Source organism: Streptomyces sp. ITFR-16 (genome assembly GCF_031844705.1).
Taxonomy (GTDB): domain Bacteria; phylum Actinomycetota; class Actinomycetes; order Streptomycetales; family Streptomycetaceae; genus Streptomyces.
Genome location: NZ_CP134609.1, coordinates 4,720,468 through 4,737,812 on the forward strand (window position 1 = coordinate 4,720,468; position 17,345 = coordinate 4,737,812).

15 protein-coding genes are annotated in these 17,345 nt (G+C 73.6%); 6 read left to right on the plus strand and 9 right to left on the minus strand.

Annotated features, from left to right (window positions below; translation table 11 throughout):
* Window positions 1-81: 81 nt before the first annotated feature.
* Window positions 82-1,323: an MFS transporter gene (locus RLT58_RS20945; RefSeq protein WP_311311904.1), complete on the plus strand. Its 1,242-nt coding sequence runs from the start codon at window positions 82-84 to the stop codon at window positions 1,321-1,323.
* Here RLT58_RS20945 and RLT58_RS20950 read toward each other — a convergent pair.
* Window positions 1,311-2,036 (minus strand): siderophore-interacting protein, encoded by a 726-nt coding sequence (locus RLT58_RS20950; RefSeq protein WP_311311905.1) that lies wholly within the window; start codon window positions 2,034-2,036, stop codon window positions 1,311-1,313. The genes RLT58_RS20945 and RLT58_RS20950 overlap by 13 nt on opposite strands.
* A 186-nt stretch (window positions 2,037-2,222) precedes the next feature.
* On the opposite strand from RLT58_RS20950, the gene RLT58_RS20955 reads away from it, so the two are divergent.
* The gene (locus tag RLT58_RS20955) at window positions 2,223-3,068 is read left to right on the plus strand and encodes an LLM class F420-dependent oxidoreductase (protein WP_311311906.1); all 846 of its coding nucleotides are present in this window, start codon (window positions 2,223-2,225) and stop codon (window positions 3,066-3,068) included.
* A 133-nt stretch (window positions 3,069-3,201) separates the two neighbouring features.
* On the opposite strand, the gene RLT58_RS20960 is transcribed toward RLT58_RS20955, so the two are convergent.
* Window positions 3,202-3,693 carry a hypothetical protein gene (locus RLT58_RS20960; RefSeq protein ID WP_311311907.1) on the minus strand — a complete coding sequence of 164 codons (492 nt, stop codon included), beginning with the start codon at window positions 3,691-3,693 and terminating at the stop codon, window positions 3,202-3,204.
* A gap of 74 nt (window positions 3,694-3,767) precedes the next feature.
* The gene (locus RLT58_RS20965; protein ID WP_311311908.1) at window positions 3,768-4,196 is read right to left on the minus strand and encodes a DUF6210 family protein; all 429 of its coding nucleotides are present in this window, start codon (window positions 4,194-4,196) and stop codon (window positions 3,768-3,770) included.
* Window positions 4,197-4,282: 86 nt separating this feature from the next.
* On the opposite strand from RLT58_RS20965, the gene RLT58_RS20970 reads away from it, so the two are divergent.
* On the plus strand, window positions 4,283-5,293 hold the full coding sequence (locus RLT58_RS20970; RefSeq protein ID WP_311311909.1) for a phosphotransferase: 1,011 nt from the start codon (window positions 4,283-4,285) through the stop codon (window positions 5,291-5,293).
* A 220-nt stretch (window positions 5,294-5,513) separates the two neighbouring features.
* Complete coding sequence (locus RLT58_RS20975) at window positions 5,514-6,146, plus strand: DUF4333 domain-containing protein (RefSeq protein WP_311311910.1); 633 nt, start codon at window positions 5,514-5,516, stop codon at window positions 6,144-6,146.
* A 44-nt stretch (window positions 6,147-6,190) separates the two neighbouring features.
* On the opposite strand, the gene helR is transcribed toward RLT58_RS20975, so the two are convergent.
* From helR to RLT58_RS20990, 3 genes are all read right to left on the minus strand, one after another.
* Window positions 6,191-8,350 (minus strand): RNA polymerase recycling motor ATPase HelR, encoded by a 2,160-nt coding sequence (gene helR, locus RLT58_RS20980; protein WP_311314586.1) that lies wholly within the window; start codon window positions 8,348-8,350, stop codon window positions 6,191-6,193.
* 306 nt (window positions 8,351-8,656) lie between these two features.
* Window positions 8,657-8,902, minus strand: a complete 246-nt coding sequence (locus RLT58_RS20985) for a DUF397 domain-containing protein (protein WP_311311911.1) — start codon at window positions 8,900-8,902, stop codon at window positions 8,657-8,659.
* Window positions 8,899-9,765: a helix-turn-helix domain-containing protein gene (locus tag RLT58_RS20990; RefSeq protein WP_311311912.1), complete on the minus strand. Its 867-nt coding sequence runs from the start codon at window positions 9,763-9,765 to the stop codon at window positions 8,899-8,901. Before RLT58_RS20990 ends, RLT58_RS20985 begins: the two co-directional genes overlap by 4 nt.
* Window positions 9,766-9,898: 133 nt before the next feature.
* Between RLT58_RS20990 and RLT58_RS20995 the strand changes: the two genes are divergently transcribed.
* Window positions 9,899-10,318 carry an ATP-binding protein gene (locus RLT58_RS20995; protein ID WP_311311913.1) on the plus strand — a complete coding sequence of 140 codons (420 nt, stop codon included), beginning with the start codon at window positions 9,899-9,901 and terminating at the stop codon, window positions 10,316-10,318.
* Window positions 10,319-10,330: 12 nt separating this feature from the next.
* Here RLT58_RS20995 and RLT58_RS21000 read toward each other — a convergent pair whose 3' ends face one another.
* From RLT58_RS21000 to RLT58_RS21010, 3 genes are all read right to left on the minus strand, one after another.
* Window positions 10,331-12,073 (minus strand): ABC transporter ATP-binding protein, encoded by a 1,743-nt coding sequence (locus RLT58_RS21000; RefSeq protein ID WP_311311914.1) that lies wholly within the window; start codon window positions 12,071-12,073, stop codon window positions 10,331-10,333.
* Complete coding sequence (locus RLT58_RS21005; protein WP_311311915.1) at window positions 12,070-13,827, minus strand: ABC transporter transmembrane domain-containing protein; 1,758 nt, start codon at window positions 13,825-13,827, stop codon at window positions 12,070-12,072. Before RLT58_RS21005 ends, RLT58_RS21000 begins: the two co-directional genes overlap by 4 nt.
* A gap of 117 nt (window positions 13,828-13,944) precedes the next feature.
* Complete coding sequence (locus RLT58_RS21010) at window positions 13,945-14,625, minus strand: HAD family hydrolase (RefSeq protein WP_311314587.1); 681 nt, start codon at window positions 14,623-14,625, stop codon at window positions 13,945-13,947.
* A gap of 126 nt (window positions 14,626-14,751) precedes the next feature.
* Here RLT58_RS21010 and RLT58_RS21015 point away from each other — a divergent pair, with 126 nt between their 5' ends.
* Entirely contained in the window at window positions 14,752-17,334 is a 2,583-nt protein-coding gene (locus tag RLT58_RS21015) for a bifunctional FO biosynthesis protein CofGH (protein WP_311311916.1), read from the plus strand.
* The last annotated feature ends 11 nt before the right edge of the window (window positions 17,335-17,345 follow it).

Here is a 17,345-nt window from a genome sequence, read left to right on the forward strand (position 1 = left end):
GGGGGTACGAAGACGGCGCGGCGCGGGCCGGGGCTGCTGGCTCAGCTGCGCAATCCGCCGGGCGGCCGGGATGCCCGGATCATGCTGCTCGCACTGGCCGTCGACCGCACCGGGTCGGGGCTGTGGGCCGCGTCCTCGGTCCTCTACCTCACCTTCGTGACGCATCTGAGCGCCCAGCAGATCGGGGTGCTGCTGGGCGCGGCCGGGGTGGCGGGCATCGCGGGTTCACCGCTCGCCGGGCGGCTGGCCGGCCGCTTCCCGGTGCGGCCGCTGCTCATCGGGTGTCATCTGGTGCGGCCGGCCACCCTGACCCTGGTGCTGCTCTGCACCGGCTTCGAGACGCTGCTGTCCGTCGTCGCGGTCACCTATCTGGGGGACCGGGCGGCCAAGACCCTGGAGATGCTGTTCGCCACCCGGGCTGCGGGCGAACGGCGGGCGGCCTACCAGGCGTTGTCCCGCAGCGCGGCCAACGCGGGATACGGCGTCGGCGCCGGACTCGCCGCCATCGGTCTGGCCGTCGGGACCACGGACGCCTATCGCGCCCTGATCCTCGGCAACGCCCTGTCCTTCGTCGTCGCCGCCGCGCTCGTGTGGCGGACGGGCGAGCCGGGCGGCCGGACGAGAGAGGTGGCGCGGACGGGGGGCGCGGTGGCCGCCCCCGGCGTGGTGACGTCCGGGCGGCCCAAGGGCCCCTGGCGGGACCGGGGTTATCTCCGCTTCGTCCTGCTCGACATCCCGATGAACCTCGACGACTCGGTCCTCGGCGTCGGCCTGCCGCTCTGGCTCGTCTCCCGTACCTCCGCGCCGCACGCCCTCGTACCGGCGTTCCTGGTCATCAACACCGTGCTGGTCGTCGTGCTGCAACTGGCCGTGTCCAAAAGGGCCGAGGGTCCGCATCGCGCGGTCCGGGCGGTGCTGCTGTACGGCGTCCTGATGTTCGTCTGCTGCGCCCTGGCGGCCGGGGCCGCCGGATGCGGCACCTGGGCGGCGGCCGCGGTGCTGCTCGCGGCGGCGGTGCTGGTCACGATGGCGGAGCTGATGCGGTCGGTCAGCTCCTGGGAGCTGGCCGTCCTGCTGGCGCCGCCGGACGAGCGGGCCGCGTATCTGGGGGTGGCCGGGATGGCGCAGTCCATCCAGAAGTCCGCGGGCCCGCCGCTGCTGACCGGCGTGGTGATGGCCGCGGGGCCGGTGGGCTGGCTGGTGCTGGGGACGGTGGTGGCGGGGCTGGCGGTGGCACAGCAGCGGTCCTGCGCAAGCCGGTTGGGCCTGGGCGCCGCACCGGACCCGGCACACGCCGAGCCCGTACCTGCTCAGCGCCAGTAACCCAGGGCGTGCACCCGCTCCTTGGTGACGGCCAGCTCCTTGCGCACGTACCCCGACAGGGACCGGGTCGTCGCCGTGTCGCAGGCGATCCAGACGTACGCGTCCGAGGTGTCGTCGCCCAGCAGCTGCGGGAGCGTGGACTTCACGGACGCGACCAGTGCGGCGCCCCGGTCGTGGCGCTCGACGCGGTGGAGCGTGTGGCGGGCGGGGTCCAGGCGGAGCGGCGGCTTCTCGTCCGACCCGGGCGCGGTCTCGAACCAGATCGTCGCCGGGGTCTCCGGGACGGCGTCCAGCAGGGAGTTGATCGCGGGCAGGGAAGCCGGGTCGCCGATCACGAAGAGGCGGGCGGGGGCCGGTTCGGGGAGGGAGAAGCCGGTGCCCTGGAGCGTCGCGTCGATGGTGTCGCCCGGCTCGGCCGCCCGGGCCCAGTCGGTCGCGGGTCCGTCGTGCAGGGCGAAGTCCAGGCTGAAGGTGCCGGCCTCCGGGTCGGGGTCGACCAGGGTGTAGGCGCGCTGATGCGGCTTCCCGGCCCGCTCGAACCAGAGCCGGACCCACATCGTCGGGTGCGCCCCGCCGGTCGCGGCGAGCAGCCCGCCATCGGTGACGTGCACCCGCCGGAAGCCGTCGGTGACCTGCTCGGTCGCGGTCACGGTGAACGTGAAGTCCCGCCCCCGCATCAGCTTGAGGACGACGCCCTCCCAGCCATGCCCCACAGCCGTACCCCCTTCGGTCCCGCACGTCGGTGATTCACTTTGCTTAGGTGAGCCTAACCTAAATATCAAGGACCGGGGAAGGCGCGCGCGGCGGCAGCGGCCGGGAGCCGGTGCGCGTGTCTCGGCTTTGCGGGACGGACGGCTTACGTTGGTGCCGCCACCAGACGACGACGGAGGTGCCTTCGTATGCGGATCGCCACAACGATCTTCCTCACCGACGAAACGATCACACCGGTGCGGCTCGCGCACCAGCTGGAACAGCGGGGATTCGCCGGGCTCTATCTGCCGGAGCACACCCATATCCCGGCGGCCCGGGAGACCCCCTATCCGGCCGGCGGCGAGCTGCCGCCGGAGTACGGCCGCACCCTGGACCCCTTCGTCGCCCTCGCGCAGGCCGCCGCCGTGACCGAGCGGCTGGCCCTCGGCACCGGCATCACCCTGATCGCCCAGCACGACCCGATCGACCTGGCCAAGCAGATCGCCACCCTCGACCACCTCTCCGGCGGCCGCTTCACCCTGGGCCTCGGCTTCGGCTGGAATGTCGAGGAGGCGGCTGACCACGGTGTGACCTGGTCGACGCGCCGCGAGCTCGGCCGCGACCGGATGGCGCTGATGCGCGCCCTGTGGGCGGAGGAACCCACGGCGTACGAGGGCGAGTTCGGCTCGGTCCGCGCCAGCCACGCGTACCCGAAGCCGGTCCAGCAACCGCGCGGTCCGGTCTCCGGCCCGCGCACCCTGATCGGCGGCGCGGCCGGCCCCAAGCTCTTCGCGCACATCGCGGAGTACGCGGACGGCTGGCTCCCGATCGGCGGGCGCGGCCTGACGGAGTCCGTGCCGCGCCTGCGTACCGCCTGGGAGGCGGCCGGCCGCGACCCGAAGGACCTCCAGATCGTCCCGTACGCGGTCCTGCCGAGCGCGGGCAAGCTGGCGCACTACGCGGACCTCGGCATCGAGGAGGTCGTCCTCCAACTGCCCCCGGCGCCCGAGCCGGAGGTCCTGCGCGCGCTGGACGCGTACGCGGAGTTCCTCTAGGGGCGCCGGCCGCCCCGGGCTCGGGCCGGGCGGGCGGCGGGCCCGAGCCCGTCCATCAGGAGGTCCGGCAGCCGGCCGGCCTTGGCCTCGTGCTCGGGCCGGGGGGCCACGGACTCGGCCGACGGTGCTGTTCTCAGTACGCGTCCGGGGCCCCGCCCCGCCGGAGCCGGTGGGCGCCCCACGCCAGCAGCCCGCCCCCGACGGCGACCCCGCCCACGCCCGTGCCGACGACGCCGCCCGAGTGGGCGATCCAGCGGTCGCCGACCGGCGAGCGCGAGGCGGTGACGTGGTCCGGGTCGTGGCGGCCGTCGTGCTCGACGAACATCAGCTCCGTGCGGCGGAGCGGCTGCGGCGGCTTCAGATCGTCCCGCCCGCGCAGGGCGTCCAGTTCGGCCCGGCGCCGGGCCGCCTCGTTGGCGGCGGTCTGGGCCGCGCTCTCGCCCCGGCAGTGCCACACCGTGCCGCCCTTGACGGACACGGAGTCGCACGAGATCCGGCGGAACGTCTGCGTCTCCAGCCCGAGCGTCCCCGTGCCGGTCGCGATGACGCCTGTACCCAAGGCGACGACGGCCAGCCCGGCGGCCCCCAGCCCGGCCCCGACCGCTCTCCCGCGTTCCCACCGCATGATGTTCCCCCCCCGTTGCTCCGACCGCCGGCCGGCCGGTGCGTGTCGCCTTGATACCCGCAACATCGCCCGTTTCAGTCCGAGTTGCACCACACCAGCATCGCGGGGCCGTCCGGCGTGATCACGGGGACCCATGCCTCGTCGGCCTCGCGGATCCGGCTCTCGTCCAGCCGCAGGAGGTGCGGCTCCTCGGCGACTCCGTCGCAGGCCCAGTAGCCGATCGCCTCGACCGGCTCGCGGAGCCAGTCCCGCTCGTCGTCGGTCCACGTACGGTTCCAGGTGCCGGCGCCGCGGAAATGGCGCTCGAACAGCTCGCGCAGCGCGGCCAGTTGATCAGGGGCGGACAGCGGGACCAGGAAGCCCTCGACCTGGCCCTGTTGGCAGGCGGTGCCGCCGTACTGCTGTTGGTAGAAGACTCCGGTCGGCGCCTCGACCACCGCGTGGAGCCAGCCACCGCCGCTTCCGCCGTCGGGGTCGAGGAAGACGAAGCGCCGGAAGGTCATGGCGACAGTGTCCCGCGCCGCCCCCCGCCGGCGCCACCTGGTAAAACACCGTGGAACCGCGCCCCACGTGGTGGTGGAATGGCGCGATGTACGAGGAGACGTCGGTGGAGACGGTGGACCGCGGGCAGTACCCGGACGCGGTGACCCCCTGGGAGGACCCGGACTGGCGGGCGGACGCGCTCGCCTGGGCGGAGCGCGGGCTCGCCGCCCAGGGGCCGCGCCGGGCGCGGCGGCTGTCCGTGCGCCTGCGGCCCTGGTCGGTCCTGATCCGTATGACGGCCGACGGCGCACCGGACACCTGGTTCAAGGCGAACCCGCCCGCGAGCGCCTTCGAGGCCGGGCTGACCGAGGCACTGGCGCGCTGGGCGCCCGGCCAGGTGCTCGCACCGCTCGCCGTGGACGCGGACCGGGGCTGGTCCCTGCTCCCGGACGGCGGCACGCTCTTCCGGGACGCGCACCTGACCGCCGAAGCGGGCGAACGGGCCTGGGCACAGGCGCTGTACCAGTACGGGACGATGCAGCGCGCGCTCTGCTCCCGTACCGCCGAGATCGCCCGGCTCGGTGTCCCCGACGCCCGCCTGGCGGTCCTGCCCGCGCTCTTCGACGGGCTGGTCCGGGACAACCCCGTCCTGGACCCCGAGACCCGCACCGCACTGCACCGGCTGCGCCCGCGCGTAGAGGAGTGGTGCGACGAGCTCGCGGCGATCGGCATCCCGGACACCCTCGACCACGCGGACCTGCACGACGGCCAGCTCTTCGCCCCTGCCCCGGGCCGCTTCACGTTCTTCGACTGGGGCGACGCGGCGGTCTCCCACCCCTTCTGCAGCCTGCTCGTGCCGCTGCGCCGGGCGGGCGAACAGTACGGACCCCATGTCCTGCCCCGGCTCCGCGACGCCTACCTGGACGCCTGGTCCGGCATGGGCGCCCCCGGCATAGACCTGCGCCACGGCGCAAGCCTGGCCTGGCGCCTGGGCGCGATAGGCCGCGCCTGCTCCTGGGGCCGCCTCTTCCCCTCGGCCCCCGCCTCCCTGACGGCCCGCGCGGACACGGAGGCGGCGGGGTGGCTGACGGGGATGCTGGGGGACCCCGCGCTCTAGCCTGCCCAGGAACGCGCGGCGGCGGGGGATCGCCGGGTTGGTGACGGACGGGGTGATCCGGGGGCTCGCCGAGGTGCGGGCTTGCGGAGAACGGCTTCACCGGCTGAGTTCTCGGGTCCGGGTCCGCCCCGGGGCGAGTGGTAGCTTGGCCCGCCAGGTAGGTGGCATGAACACTCAACCGGGGGGACCCATGCGGCAGTCGGTGCGCAACAGGACCGTGATGCGAACCGCGGTAGGGGCGGTGGCCGTGCTCCTGGCCACCGGGTGTTCGGTGAGCGTGGGTTCCAAGGAAGTGAAGAAGACCGAGGTCGCGGCGCAGGCCAAGACGGCTCTGGGCAAGAAGGTCGGCAGTGAGCCCGACGACGTGACCTGCGAGGACGACCTCAAGGCCGAGGTCGGCGCGACCGTGCGGTGCACGGTCACCTCGGGCGGCGCGAAGCTGGGCATGACGGCCACCGCGAAGTCGGTCGACGGCGACAAGGTCGACATGGACTTCAAGGTCGACGACGCCCCCGGCGCGGGCGGCTCCGCCGACCTCCAGCCCAGCGACTCCGCCCGGCCCACCTACGCCCCGAGCTCCGACGCCCCGAGCTCCGACGCCCCGAGCACCGGCGCCCAGTCGGTGAGCAGGGCCGAGGTCGCCCGCCAGGGCAAGGCCGCCCTCGCCGCGCAGGTGGGCCGCGAGCCCGACGCCTTCACCTGCCCCACGGACCTCCCGGCCCGGGTCGGCGCCCAGATCCGCTGCCAACTGGCCGACGGCGGGAAGCAGTACGGGGTGACGGTCACCGCGACCTCGGTCGTCGGCGGCCAGGTGAAGATGGACTTCAAGGTCGACACCACCCCGAAGGACTGACCGTCAGGCGCTGAGCCCGGCCGGCCGGACGTCTCGGGGACCCGTCACGCTCCCGTCAGGATCACCAGTTCCCGGGTGGCCCGCGTCATCGCCACATAGCGGTCCACCGCCCCCTCGATGCCCCGGCCGAAGGTCTCCGGGTCGATGAGGATCACCAGGTCGAACTCCAGGCCCTTCGACAGCGTCGGGGTCAGGGAGCGGACGCGGGGGGACGCGGGGCGGAAGGCCGGGGCGCCGATCACGCAGGCCGTGCCGTCGGGGTGTGTGCTCAGCCAGGTGGAGAGGACGTCGTCCCGGTCCGACGCGCGGCCGTGGCGCACCGGGATGCCGCCCGTGCGGATGGACGTCGGCACGTTCGCGTCCGGGAGCGCGGCACGGATCACCGGTTCCGCTTCCGACATGATCTCCTCCGGCGTCCGGTAGTTGACGTTCAGGGAGGTCAGCGTGATGCGGTCGAAGCCGACCCGCTCCAGCCGCTCCCGCCAGGACTCCGTGAAGCCGTGGCGGGCCTGGGCGCGGTCGCCCACGACGGTGAAGCTGCGCGACGGGCACCGCTGGAGCAGCATCTGCCACTCCGCGTCCGTCAGTTCCTGCGCCTCGTCCACGACCACATGCGCGAACGGGCCCGCGAGCAGGTCCGGTTCGGCCGTCGACAGCGCGTCCGGGTCGAGCAGCGTCTCCTGGAGGTCCCGCCCCCGCAGCATCCCCACCGCGCCCTGGCTCTCGTCGATCTCGGCGTTCTCCAGCAGGCTGTCGATGGACTCGGCCCGCCGCGCCCGTTCGGCGGCGGCCGCCGCCTCGTTGCGGCGTCTGCGGCGGGCCGCCTCCGGGTCGCCCAGCCGCTGCCGGGCCGCGTCCAGGATCGGCAGGTCGGACACCGTCCACGCCTGCGCGTCCGCCCGCTGGAGCCGCTTCACCTCGTCCGCGTCCAGCCACGGCGCGCACGTGCGCAGATACGCGGGCACCGACCACAGGTCCCCGACGACGTCCGCCGCCTCCAGCAGCGGCCACGCGCTGTTCAGCGCCGCCGTCAGCTCCTGGTTCCGGAACAGCGACGCCCGCACCAGCTCCTCCGGAACCTCCTCGTCCTCGTGCTTCTCGGCCAGGATCGTGATCAGCTCCTCCTGGATCACGTCCCGCGCCTCGTTGTGCGGCACCCCCGGCGCCGACTCGAACGCCACCGCCCACTCACCGGCTGTCAGCCGGACGTCGGACCACTGCGTCGAAACCGTCATTCCCTTCGCCGGCGGCGTCTCGTAGAACGCCACCGCCGCCTCTACCGCCTTCACCAGCCGCGCCGATGCCTTCAGCCGCGCCACCTCCGGGTCGCGCTCGCTCACCGCCCCGGCTCCCTCGGCCACCATGTCCCGCAGGGTGCACGTCTGCACCCCCTCCTCCCCGAGGCTCGGCAGCACATCGGCCACATATCCCAGGTACGGCTGGTGCGGTCCGACGAACAGCACCCCGCCCCGGTGGTGCCCCAGCCGGGGATCGGAGTAGAGCAGGTACGCGGACCGGTGCAGCGCGACCACCGTCTTGCCCGTCCCCGGCCCCCCGTCCACCACCAGCGCGCCCCGCGACCCCGCCCGGATGATCGCGTCCTGGTCCGCCTGGATCGTGCCGAGCACGTCCCGCATCCGGGCCGACCGGTTGCTCCCCAGGCTCGCGATGAACGCCGACTGGTCGTCCAGCGCCGCATGCCCCGCGAAACCGTCCGGTGTGAACACCTCGTCCCAGTAGTCGCTGATCCGGCCCCCGGTCCAGCGGTACCGGCGGCGGCTGGCCAGCCCCATCGGGTTGCCGTGGGTCGCCCCGAAGAACGGCTCGGCGGCGGGCGAGCGCCAGTCCAGCAGCAGCCTGCGGCCCTCGCTGTCCGTGAGGCCCAGCCGTCCCACGTACACCGGCTCCGCGCCGTCCGTGCCGACCATGTGCCCGAGGCACAGGTCCAGCCCGAAGCGGCGCAGCGTACGCAGGCGGGCGGTCAGGCGGTGGATCTCCGCGTCCCTGTCCATCGCCTGCCGCCCCACACCGCCCGGTGCCCTGCGGGCGGTCGCGAGGGCGTCGGACAGTTCCGCGATCGACTGCTCAAGGCACGCCGCGACCGCCGCGAAGTGCTCCTCGTCCGCCGCGATCAGCGCCGGGTCGGCCTTGGCGGACAGGCGCTCGGGAAGGTCGAAGGCAGGGGTGGTGGGCAGGGGGTTCAGCTCTCGCACTACGCAAATCTCCCAAATGCCGCAGGGTGCCGGCTCAGGCCAGCGATTCTGAGGCACGAGGGGGGTCTTGCGGCAAGGCCCCCCATGCGCTATATGTTGAGAGTGGCAAGGGGTGGGTTGTCCCCCTGTTCGCCGCCCGACTCTCTTCGCACTCCCCGCAGCGGCCCGCTTCCGCCTCCCTGAACGCGCGATCACAGCCCTCGCAGCTCTGGAACGGCAGGGGCCGGTACGCGGTGGTCAGAGGCACCCCGGTCGACCGCGTCGCGGCGGTCCACGACGCGGTGTTCCGGGTGCGGGTCAGCCCTGACGTGCGTACGAGACGAACGCGGACCAGGCGCCCGGCGCGACGTCGAAGTGGGGGCGCTGGGTGTCCTTGGAGTCGCGGACGTGGATGGTGGTGGGGCAGGCCGCGACCTCGACGCACTCGCCGCCCTCGCCGCTGCTGTAACTGGACTTGTGCCAGTCGTAAGCAACCTCGACGCACGCGCCGCCCTCGCCGCCGCTGTAGCTGCTCTTGAACCAGTGCAGTTGCTCGGTGTTCATCGGTCTCCCAACATCTTCTCGATCAGTTCCAGGGAATCCCTGGGGGTGAGAGCCTGCGAACGCATGATTCCGAAACGTTCGCTGAACACTCGCACCTCAACCGGGTCCGTGATCAGCCTCGCATGCCCGTACGTCTCCGTGTACGCAGCCTCGGGGCGCCCCTTCGGTGTGAGCAAGGTGAACGACGCGTCCAGGCTGGGGTGTTCGTCCCGGTCGGTGGGCATGATCTGAAGTTCGACGGTACGGAGGCGGCCCACATCCAGTAACCGTTGCAGCTGGGCCCTGTGGACGGCGGGTCCGCCGATCGGCCGCCGAAGGGTCGCCTCCTCCAGCAGGAAGCTGAACGTCGGAGGGGGCCAGCGCTCGAAGACCTGCTGGCGAGCCATACGGTCGGCCACACGCTTCTCGATCGTCTGCTCGTCCAGCAACGGTCGGCGCTGAGTGAAGACCGCCCGCGCGTACTCCTCGGTCTGGAGCAGACCGGGCAGGGCCTGGGTGCTGTAGATGTGCAGCGCAACCGACTCCGCCTCGACCCGCGCATAGTCCCGGAACCAACCCGGATGCCGCGTCCGGGACCGCGACAACGCGTCCCGTACCTCATCCGCGGCCGCAGCCAGTACGCCCCCCGCGCCCAGGACCTTGTCGGCCCTGATCAGGAACTCCGGCTGAGGCGTCCGTACGCCCCGTTCCATCGCGGAGATCAGGTCCTCCCCGCAGTGCGTCGCCGAGGCCAGATCCTTCTGGCTCAGGCCCGCCCGTTCGCGCAGGACCTTGATCTGCCTGCCCAGCGCCCTGAACAGGTGCGCGGTCCCGTCCGACTCGGCCGGCCGCTCCGGTCGTTCCTCTTGTTCCGTGTTCGCCATCTGCCCCGTACCGCCTCTGTCCGTCCGGTCACGGCCGACATCCCGTACAGCCGGGCGGGCGGGCCCGTACAGCTTCACGGCGTCGTGGTGTCACTCCTGGTCAGCGTACGAGTACTCCGCCACTCTGAGTCACATGAACGCCGAAATCACCCTTGAGGGCACCGACTTCGTCCAACGTTTCAGCGCCTCCCGCCGAGGCGCCCGGCTCGCACGCCGGCTGGTGGTGCAACAGCTGGACGCGTGGGGCGTGCCGTACGGGAGCGAGCTGTCCGACGACGTGGCGGTGATCGTGTCCGAGCTGGCGGCCAACGCCGTGCTGCACGGGCGCGTACCGGGAAGGGACTTCGAGCTGCGGGTGCGGCCCGAGGCGGACGCATTCCGTATCGAGGTGTCGGACGCCCGGGGGGACCGGATGCCGGAGCGGTACGCGCCGGGCCCGGGTGCCGAGGCCGGGCACGGGCTGAACCTGGTCGAGGCGCTGGCGACGGCGTGGGGCGTGGCCGAGCGGGTGGTCGGCAAGACGGTGTGGGCGCGGGTGGCCCGCGAGAGGTGAGGGCCGACGCGCTCAGCCGCCGTGCCAGGAGTGCCAGAGCGCGGCGTACGCGCCACCGGCGGCCACGAGGTCGTCGTGGGTGCCGAGTTCGGTGAGGCGGCCGTCCTCCATGACGGCCACCCGGTCGGCGTCGTGGGCGGTGTGCAGGCGGTGGGCGATGGCGATGACGGTCCGGCCCTCCAGGACGGCGGCCAGGGCCCGTTCGGTGTGGCGGGCGGTGCGCGGGTCCAGGAGGGCGGTGGCCTCGTCGAGGATCAGGGTGTGCGGGTCGGCCAGGACGACGCGGGCGAGGGCGAGTTGCTGGGCGCGGGCGCCGTCCGGGCGATGGGCGTCGTGGCCGAGGTCGGTGTCCAGGCCGTCCGGCAGGTCGTCGGCCCAGTCGGCGCCGACTGCGGCGAGGGCCGCGCGGAGTTCGTCGTCGGTGGCGTGGCCGGAGGCGATCTTGAGGTTGTCGCGGACGGTGCCGAGGAAGACGTGGTGCTCCTGCGTGACGAGGACGACGTGCCGGCGGAGCTGGGCGGGGCCCAGGTCGGCCACCGGCACCCGGCCCACCGTGACCGAGCCGGTGCGGGGGCGGTCCATGCCGGCCAGGAGTCTGCCGAGGGTGGTCTTGCCCGCGCCGGAGGGGCCGACGATCACCAGCCGCTCGCCGGGGCGGACGGTGAGGTCGACGCCGTGCAGGACGTCGTCGCGGCCGCCCTCGTACGCGTACCGCACACCCGTGACCTCGATGCGGTCGTCGGCGGGGGCGGGGGGAGCGGGCGGCGGGACCCGGGTGGCGAGGGCGATGCCCTCGACCCGGGCGAAGGAGGCGCCGCTGCTCTGGAGCTGCTCCATCTGCTGGAGGATCGTGTCCAGGGGCTGGGAGAGCCGGCGCAGGTACAGGGCCGAGGCGACGACCGTACCGAGGCTCACGGCGCCGTGGTCGTGGAGCGCGCAGCCGAGGAGGAGCACGCCGACCACGGGCAGGACGTACGAGATGTCCACGGCCGGGAAGAGGACCGTGCGCAGGAACAGGGTGCGGGTCCGGGTGGTCCAGCACAGGTCCACCTGGTCCTGGCAGGCGGCGATGCGGCGCTGCTCCAGCCCCAGGGCCTCGATGGTGCGGGCCCCGGCGGCGGTGGCGGCGAGCTGTTCGGCGAGCTCGGAGTTGGCGGCGCCCTCGGCGAGGTACGCGGTGAGCGCCCGGCGCAGGTACCAGCGGGCGGCGAACCAGATGCCGAGCAGACCCAGCACCCCGCACGCGCCGAGCAGCGGGTCGAGCACGAAGACGGCCCCGAGGACGAACAGGGCCTGGACACCGGCGATGAGGACCTGGGGTCCGGTGTCCCGGAGAGTCGCGCCGACGGCGGCGACGTCGGTGGTGCCGCGCGTGGTGAGGTCTCCGGTGCCCGCGCGCTCGACGACCGAGGCGGGCAGGGCGAGGGCGCGGTCGGCGAACTGCTCGCGGATGCGGGCCAGGACCCGTTCGCCGAAGCGGTGGCCGAGGTAGCCGGCGTACCGGGCGAGGACGAGCTGCGCGAGCGCGAAGACGAGGATGGCGAGGGCGAGGCGGTCCACGGTGGCCACCGCGGCCCCGCCCCTGACCTCGTCGATGATGCGGCCGAGGAGCCAGGGGCCGACGAGCCCGGCAGCGGCGGCCAGCGCGTTGAGGCCGAGCACGGCGGCGAAGGCGCCGCCGTCCGGGCGGACCAGCCCGAGGGCCGCGCGGCGGATGCGGGCCGGCTCGGCGACGGGCAGGGAGCCGGCGGTCATCGCGGGGCCTTCCGGAGCGGCGGGACGTTTCCTTCGGCGGGGGCCTCGCGGTCGCCCTCGTCCGCACCCCGGGAGACGAGGCGGCGGTAACCGGGCTCCCGGTCCAGGAGTTCGCGGTGGCTGCCGGCGGCGGCGACGGTGCCGTCGACGAGGTAGTACACGGTGTCGGCCCGGTCCAGCAGGAGCGGCGAGGTGCTGGTGACCAGGGTGGTGCGGCCCTCGCGCGCGGCACGGAGGCGGGCCGCGACGGCGGCCTCGGTGTGGGCGTCGACGGCGGAGGTGGGCTCGACGGCGAGCAGCACCTCGGGGTCGGCGAGCAGGGCGCGGACGAGGCGGACGCGCTGCCGCTGGCCGCCGGAGAGGTTGCGGCCCTGCGCCTCGACGGGGGAGTCGAGCCCGTCGGGCAGGCCGCGGACGACGTCCTGCGCCAGGGCCGCGTGGAGGGCGCGGTCGACGGACTCCTCGTCGCGGTCCAGGCCGCCGATCACCTCGCGCAGCGGACCGGCGAACAGATCGGCCTCGTTGTCCGCGACGAGGATGCGGCGGCGGACCTGTGTGAGGTCGATGGCGTCGAGGGGTATCGCGCCCCAGGTCGCGGCCGACGCCGTGAACCGGCCGAGCCGGTCGACCACGGCCGCGGAGTCGGCGGGCCGGGCGGAGACCAGCGCGGTGAACCGGCCGGGCGCCACCTCGACGCCGGAGTCCGGGTCGTGGAGCGGGGCGGGCGGTCCGGGCGCATCGGCCGTCGCGTCCCGGGCGGCGGAGTCGGGCTCCAGGGTCAGGAAGCGGATGACGCGGCGGGCGGCGACCAGCCCCCGGCTGAGGTCGTAGCCGCTCTCGATGAACGAGGCGACGGGCACCACGAGGACGGCGGCGTACCCGTAGACCGCGACGAGGTCGCCGACCGATATCTCGCCCCGGGCGGCCATCCGGGCCGCCAGCCAGGTCACGGCCCCGAGGAACAGGGCGGGCAGGCCGGTACCCAGGGCCTGGACCCAGCTGGTCACCGCGCCGACGCGGTAACCCTCGGCCCGCAGCGCCCGCGAACCGCGCCGGTAGCGCTCGGCGTAGACATCCTTGCCGCCGATGCCGTTGAGGACGCGGAGCCCTCCGACGATGTCCCCGAACCGGGTGGCTAGCGCGCCCTGGTGCTCCCGGTACGCCGCCTCGACGCCCTGGAGCCGCCCGAGCAGCGGACCGACCAGGACCACGAGCAGCGGCACCCCGAGCAGCACGACGGCGGCGAGCAGCGGCGAGACGGCCAGGAGCAGTGCGGCGACGACGACATACGCGAGGACCGCGCCGACGCCGGGGCCGGTGGCCGTCAGCGTGTTGGCGATCACCGCGACATCGCCGAACCCGATCGTGAGGACCTCCCCGGCCGTGACCCGGCGCGGCAGCGCCCCGCCCAGCCGGGTCGCGTGCCGCACGACGACCCGGACCGACCGGAACGCGCCGTCCAGCCGCACCCGGGTCATGGTGCGGTGCCGCATGATCGACAGCCACGCGTTGAGCACACCGACGCCGAGGAGGGCGGCCGTCCAGCCGAGAAGCGCCGGCCACCGCCCCGGTTCCAGCCCGTCGTCGATGGCGCGGGACAGGAGGTACGGGGGAAGCGTCAGACCCACCATCCACACACTGCCCAGGGCCGCCCCGCCGGCGATCCGCCACCGCTGACTGGTGACGAGCCACCAGAGGTAGCGGAGGGGACCGCGACAGTCCGGGGTGCCGGGGTCGGTGCGCGACGCGTTCATCCCGCACACGGTAGTGAGGGGCTGCGCCTCGGGTTCCCGAGGGGGCGCCGGCCGCCCCGGCACCGGGTCCGTTGCCGAACGGCGGACGGGCTGGGTCTGCCGGCGGGACGGGAGCGGCTACAGCGCGCGCAGTGCTCTCGGGCGGGTGGCCGGTTCGGGGTTCTTCGTCAGCAGGGCCGGAAGGTCCGTCAGCGCGTTGATGCGGAAGTCCGCCGTTTCGGAGACGTCCGGATGGTCCGCCCACCAGTAGCCGCACGGGCCCCGGCGGAGATGGGCCGCCAGGAGGCCCGAGGACTTGGCCGGGAAGAGGTCGTTCGCCGGGTGGTCGCCCACGTACAGCGTCGACTGGGGTTCCGCGCGGGACACCTCCAGCACGCGGGCGAAGAACTCCGGGTCCGGCTTGGCCACGCCCCACTCGTCGGAGGTGGCCACCAGGTCCGCCGGGAGGTCGAGGGCGCGCAGCAGCTCGCCCGCCCGGACCGTGCCGTTGCCCGCCACCACCACGCGTACGCCCAGCGCGCGCAGCTCCGCCAGGGCCGGGCGGACGTCCGGATAGAGGTCCGACTCGTCGAGGTGCTCGCCGCGCCCGGCGGCAGCCCGGGCCAGCGAGGCCTCGGTGACGTCTATGTCGGGGCGCAGCAGCGACAACGCGTCCGCGCTGTCCTGCCCCTGCACGACCGCGGCCCCGACCAGTGCGCTCAGTGTGTGCGGCGGGACGCCGAGCCAGTTGGCCCAGGAGGCCCAGTAGCGGTCGTCGCGGATGAGGGTCTCGCCGATGTCGAAGACGATCGTTTCCATCACCGGGCCGAGCCTACGGGTCGGGGACCCGCGTACGGCCGAGGCACAAGGGGCGCGTGCGGGTGCGTGTGGCCTGCGGGATATCCGTCACGTCACCGGGCGCCTACTCGCTCGTATGCTCGGTTCATGACCGATCCTCAGCGCGGACGTCCCACCACCAATGCGATGCGGCGTGCGCTCAAGCGTGCTCGTGACGGCGTCGCCCTCGACGTGACCGAGGCCGCCGTCCTGCTCCAGGCGCGCGGCGACGATCTGAGAGACCTCGCCGCCTCCGCCGCCCGGGTGCGGGACGCCGGACTGGAGGCGGCGGGGCGCCCCGGCGTCATCACGTACTCCCGCAAGGTCTTCATCCCGCTGACCCGGCTCTGCCGCGACAAATGCCACTACTGCACCTTCGTCACCGTGCCCGGCAAGCTCCGCCGGGCCGGGCACGGGATGTTCCTGTCGCCGGACGAGGTGCTCGACATCGCCCGCAAGGGTGCCGCGATGGGCTGCAAGGAAGCGCTGTTCACCCTCGGGGACCGGCCGGAGGACCGCTGGCCCGAGGCGCGCGAGTGGCTGGAGGCCGAGGGGTACGACGACACCCTCGCCTACGTACGCGCCATGGCGATCCGCGTCCTGGAGGAGACCGGGCTCCTCCCGCACCTCAATCCGGGCGTCATGACCTGGACCGACCTCCAGCGCCTCAAGCCGGTCGCGCCCTCGATGGGCATGATGCTGGAGACCACCGCGACCCGGCTGTGGTCCGAGCCCGGCGGCCCGCACCACGGCTCCCCGGACAAGGAGCCCGCCGTACGGCTGCGCGTGCTGGAGGACGCCGGACGGTCCAACGTCCCCTTCACCACGGGCATTCTCATCGGGATCGGGGAGTCCTACGAGGAGCGCGCCGACTCCCTCTTCGAGCTGCGCAAGACCGCTCGCGCCTACCACGGCATCCAGGAAGTCATCGTCCAGAACTTCCGCGCCAAGCCCGACACCGTGATGCGCGCCATGCCGGACGCGGAGCTGGAGGAGCTGGCCGCGGCCATCGCCGTGGCCCGCCACATCCTCGGCCCCTCGGCCCGTATCCAGGCCCCGCCGAACCTCGTCGACGCCGAGTACGCGCTGATCGTCGGCGCGGGCATCGACGACTGGGGCGGGGTCTCGCCCCTCACCCCGGACCACGTCAACCCCGAGCGCCCCTGGCCGCACATCGACGAACTCGCGGCCCGTACCGCCGAGTCCGGCTTCGAGCTGCGCGAACGGCTGACGATCTACCCGGAGTTCATCCAGCGCGGCGAGCCCTGGCTCGATCCCCGGCTCCTCCCGCACGTCCGCGCGCTCGCCGACCCGGAGACCGGTCTCGCCAAGGAGGGCGCGATCCCCGCCGGGCTGCCCTGGCAGGAGCCCGACGAGGGCTTCAGCGCCTCCGGCCGCACCGACCTGCACCGCACCATCGACACCGAGGGCCGCACCGGCGACCGCCGCGACGACTTCGACGAGGTGTACGGGGACTGGGAGGCGCTCCGCGAGGCCGCCGCGCCCGGCATGGTCCCCTCCCGCATCGACGGCGACGTGAGGACCGCGCTCGGCCAGGCCGCCGACGACCCGACGAAGCTCACCGACGACCAGGCGCTCGCCCTGCTGCACGCGGACGGTCCGGCCCTGGACGAGCTGTGCCGGATCGCGGACACCCTGCGCCGGGACGTGGTCGGTGACGACGTCACGTACATCGTCACGCGCAACATCAACTTCACCAACGTCTGCTACACCGGCTGCCGCTTCTGCGCCTTCGCCCAGCGGCGCACCGACGCCGACGCGTACACCCTCTCGCTGGACCAGGTCGCGGACCGGGCCGCGCAGGCCTGGGAGGTCGGCGCGGTGGAGGTCTGCATGCAGGGCGGCATCCACCCGGACCTGCCCGGCACCGCGTACTTCGACATCGCGCGGGCCGTGAAGGAGCGCGTGCCCGGCATGCACGTCCACGCCTTCTCGCCGATGGAGGTCGTCAACGGCGCCACCCGCACCGGCATGTCCATCCGGGACTGGCTGACCGCCGCGAAGGAGGCCGGGCTCGACTCGATCCCCGGCACGGCGGCCGAGATCCTGGACGACGAGGTCCGCTGGGTCCTCACCAAGGGCAAACTGCCCACCGCGACCTGGCTGGAGGTCATCAGGACCGCCCACGAGGTGGGCCTGCGCTCCTCCTCGACCATGATGTACGGCCATGTCGACCAGCCCCGCCACTGGCTGGGCCACCTGCGCACCCTGGCCGCGCTCCAGCAGGAGACCGGCGGTTTCACGGAGTTCGTGACCCTGCCCTTCATCCACACCAACGCGCCCGTCTACCTGGCCGGTATCGCCCGCCCCGGCCCGACCGACCGTGACAACCGGGCGGTCACCGCGATGGCCCGCCTCCTCCTGCACCCGCACATCACCAACATCCAGACCAGCTGGGTCAAGCTCGGCACGGAGGGCGCGGCCGAGATGCTCCGCTCGGGCGCCAACGACCTGGGCGGCACGCTGATGGAGGAGACCATCTCCCGTATGGCAGGGTCGAGTTATGGTTCCTACCGCTCGGTCCGCGACCTGACCGCCATCGCCGACCTCGCCGGCCGCCCGGCGAAGCCGCGTACGACGCTGTACGGAGAGGTCCCGGCGGAGCGGGTGGCCGCGGCCGGGGCATCGGACGGACACCTGCCGGAGCTGCTGCCGGTGCTGCCGAACTGACGGGCGGGCGC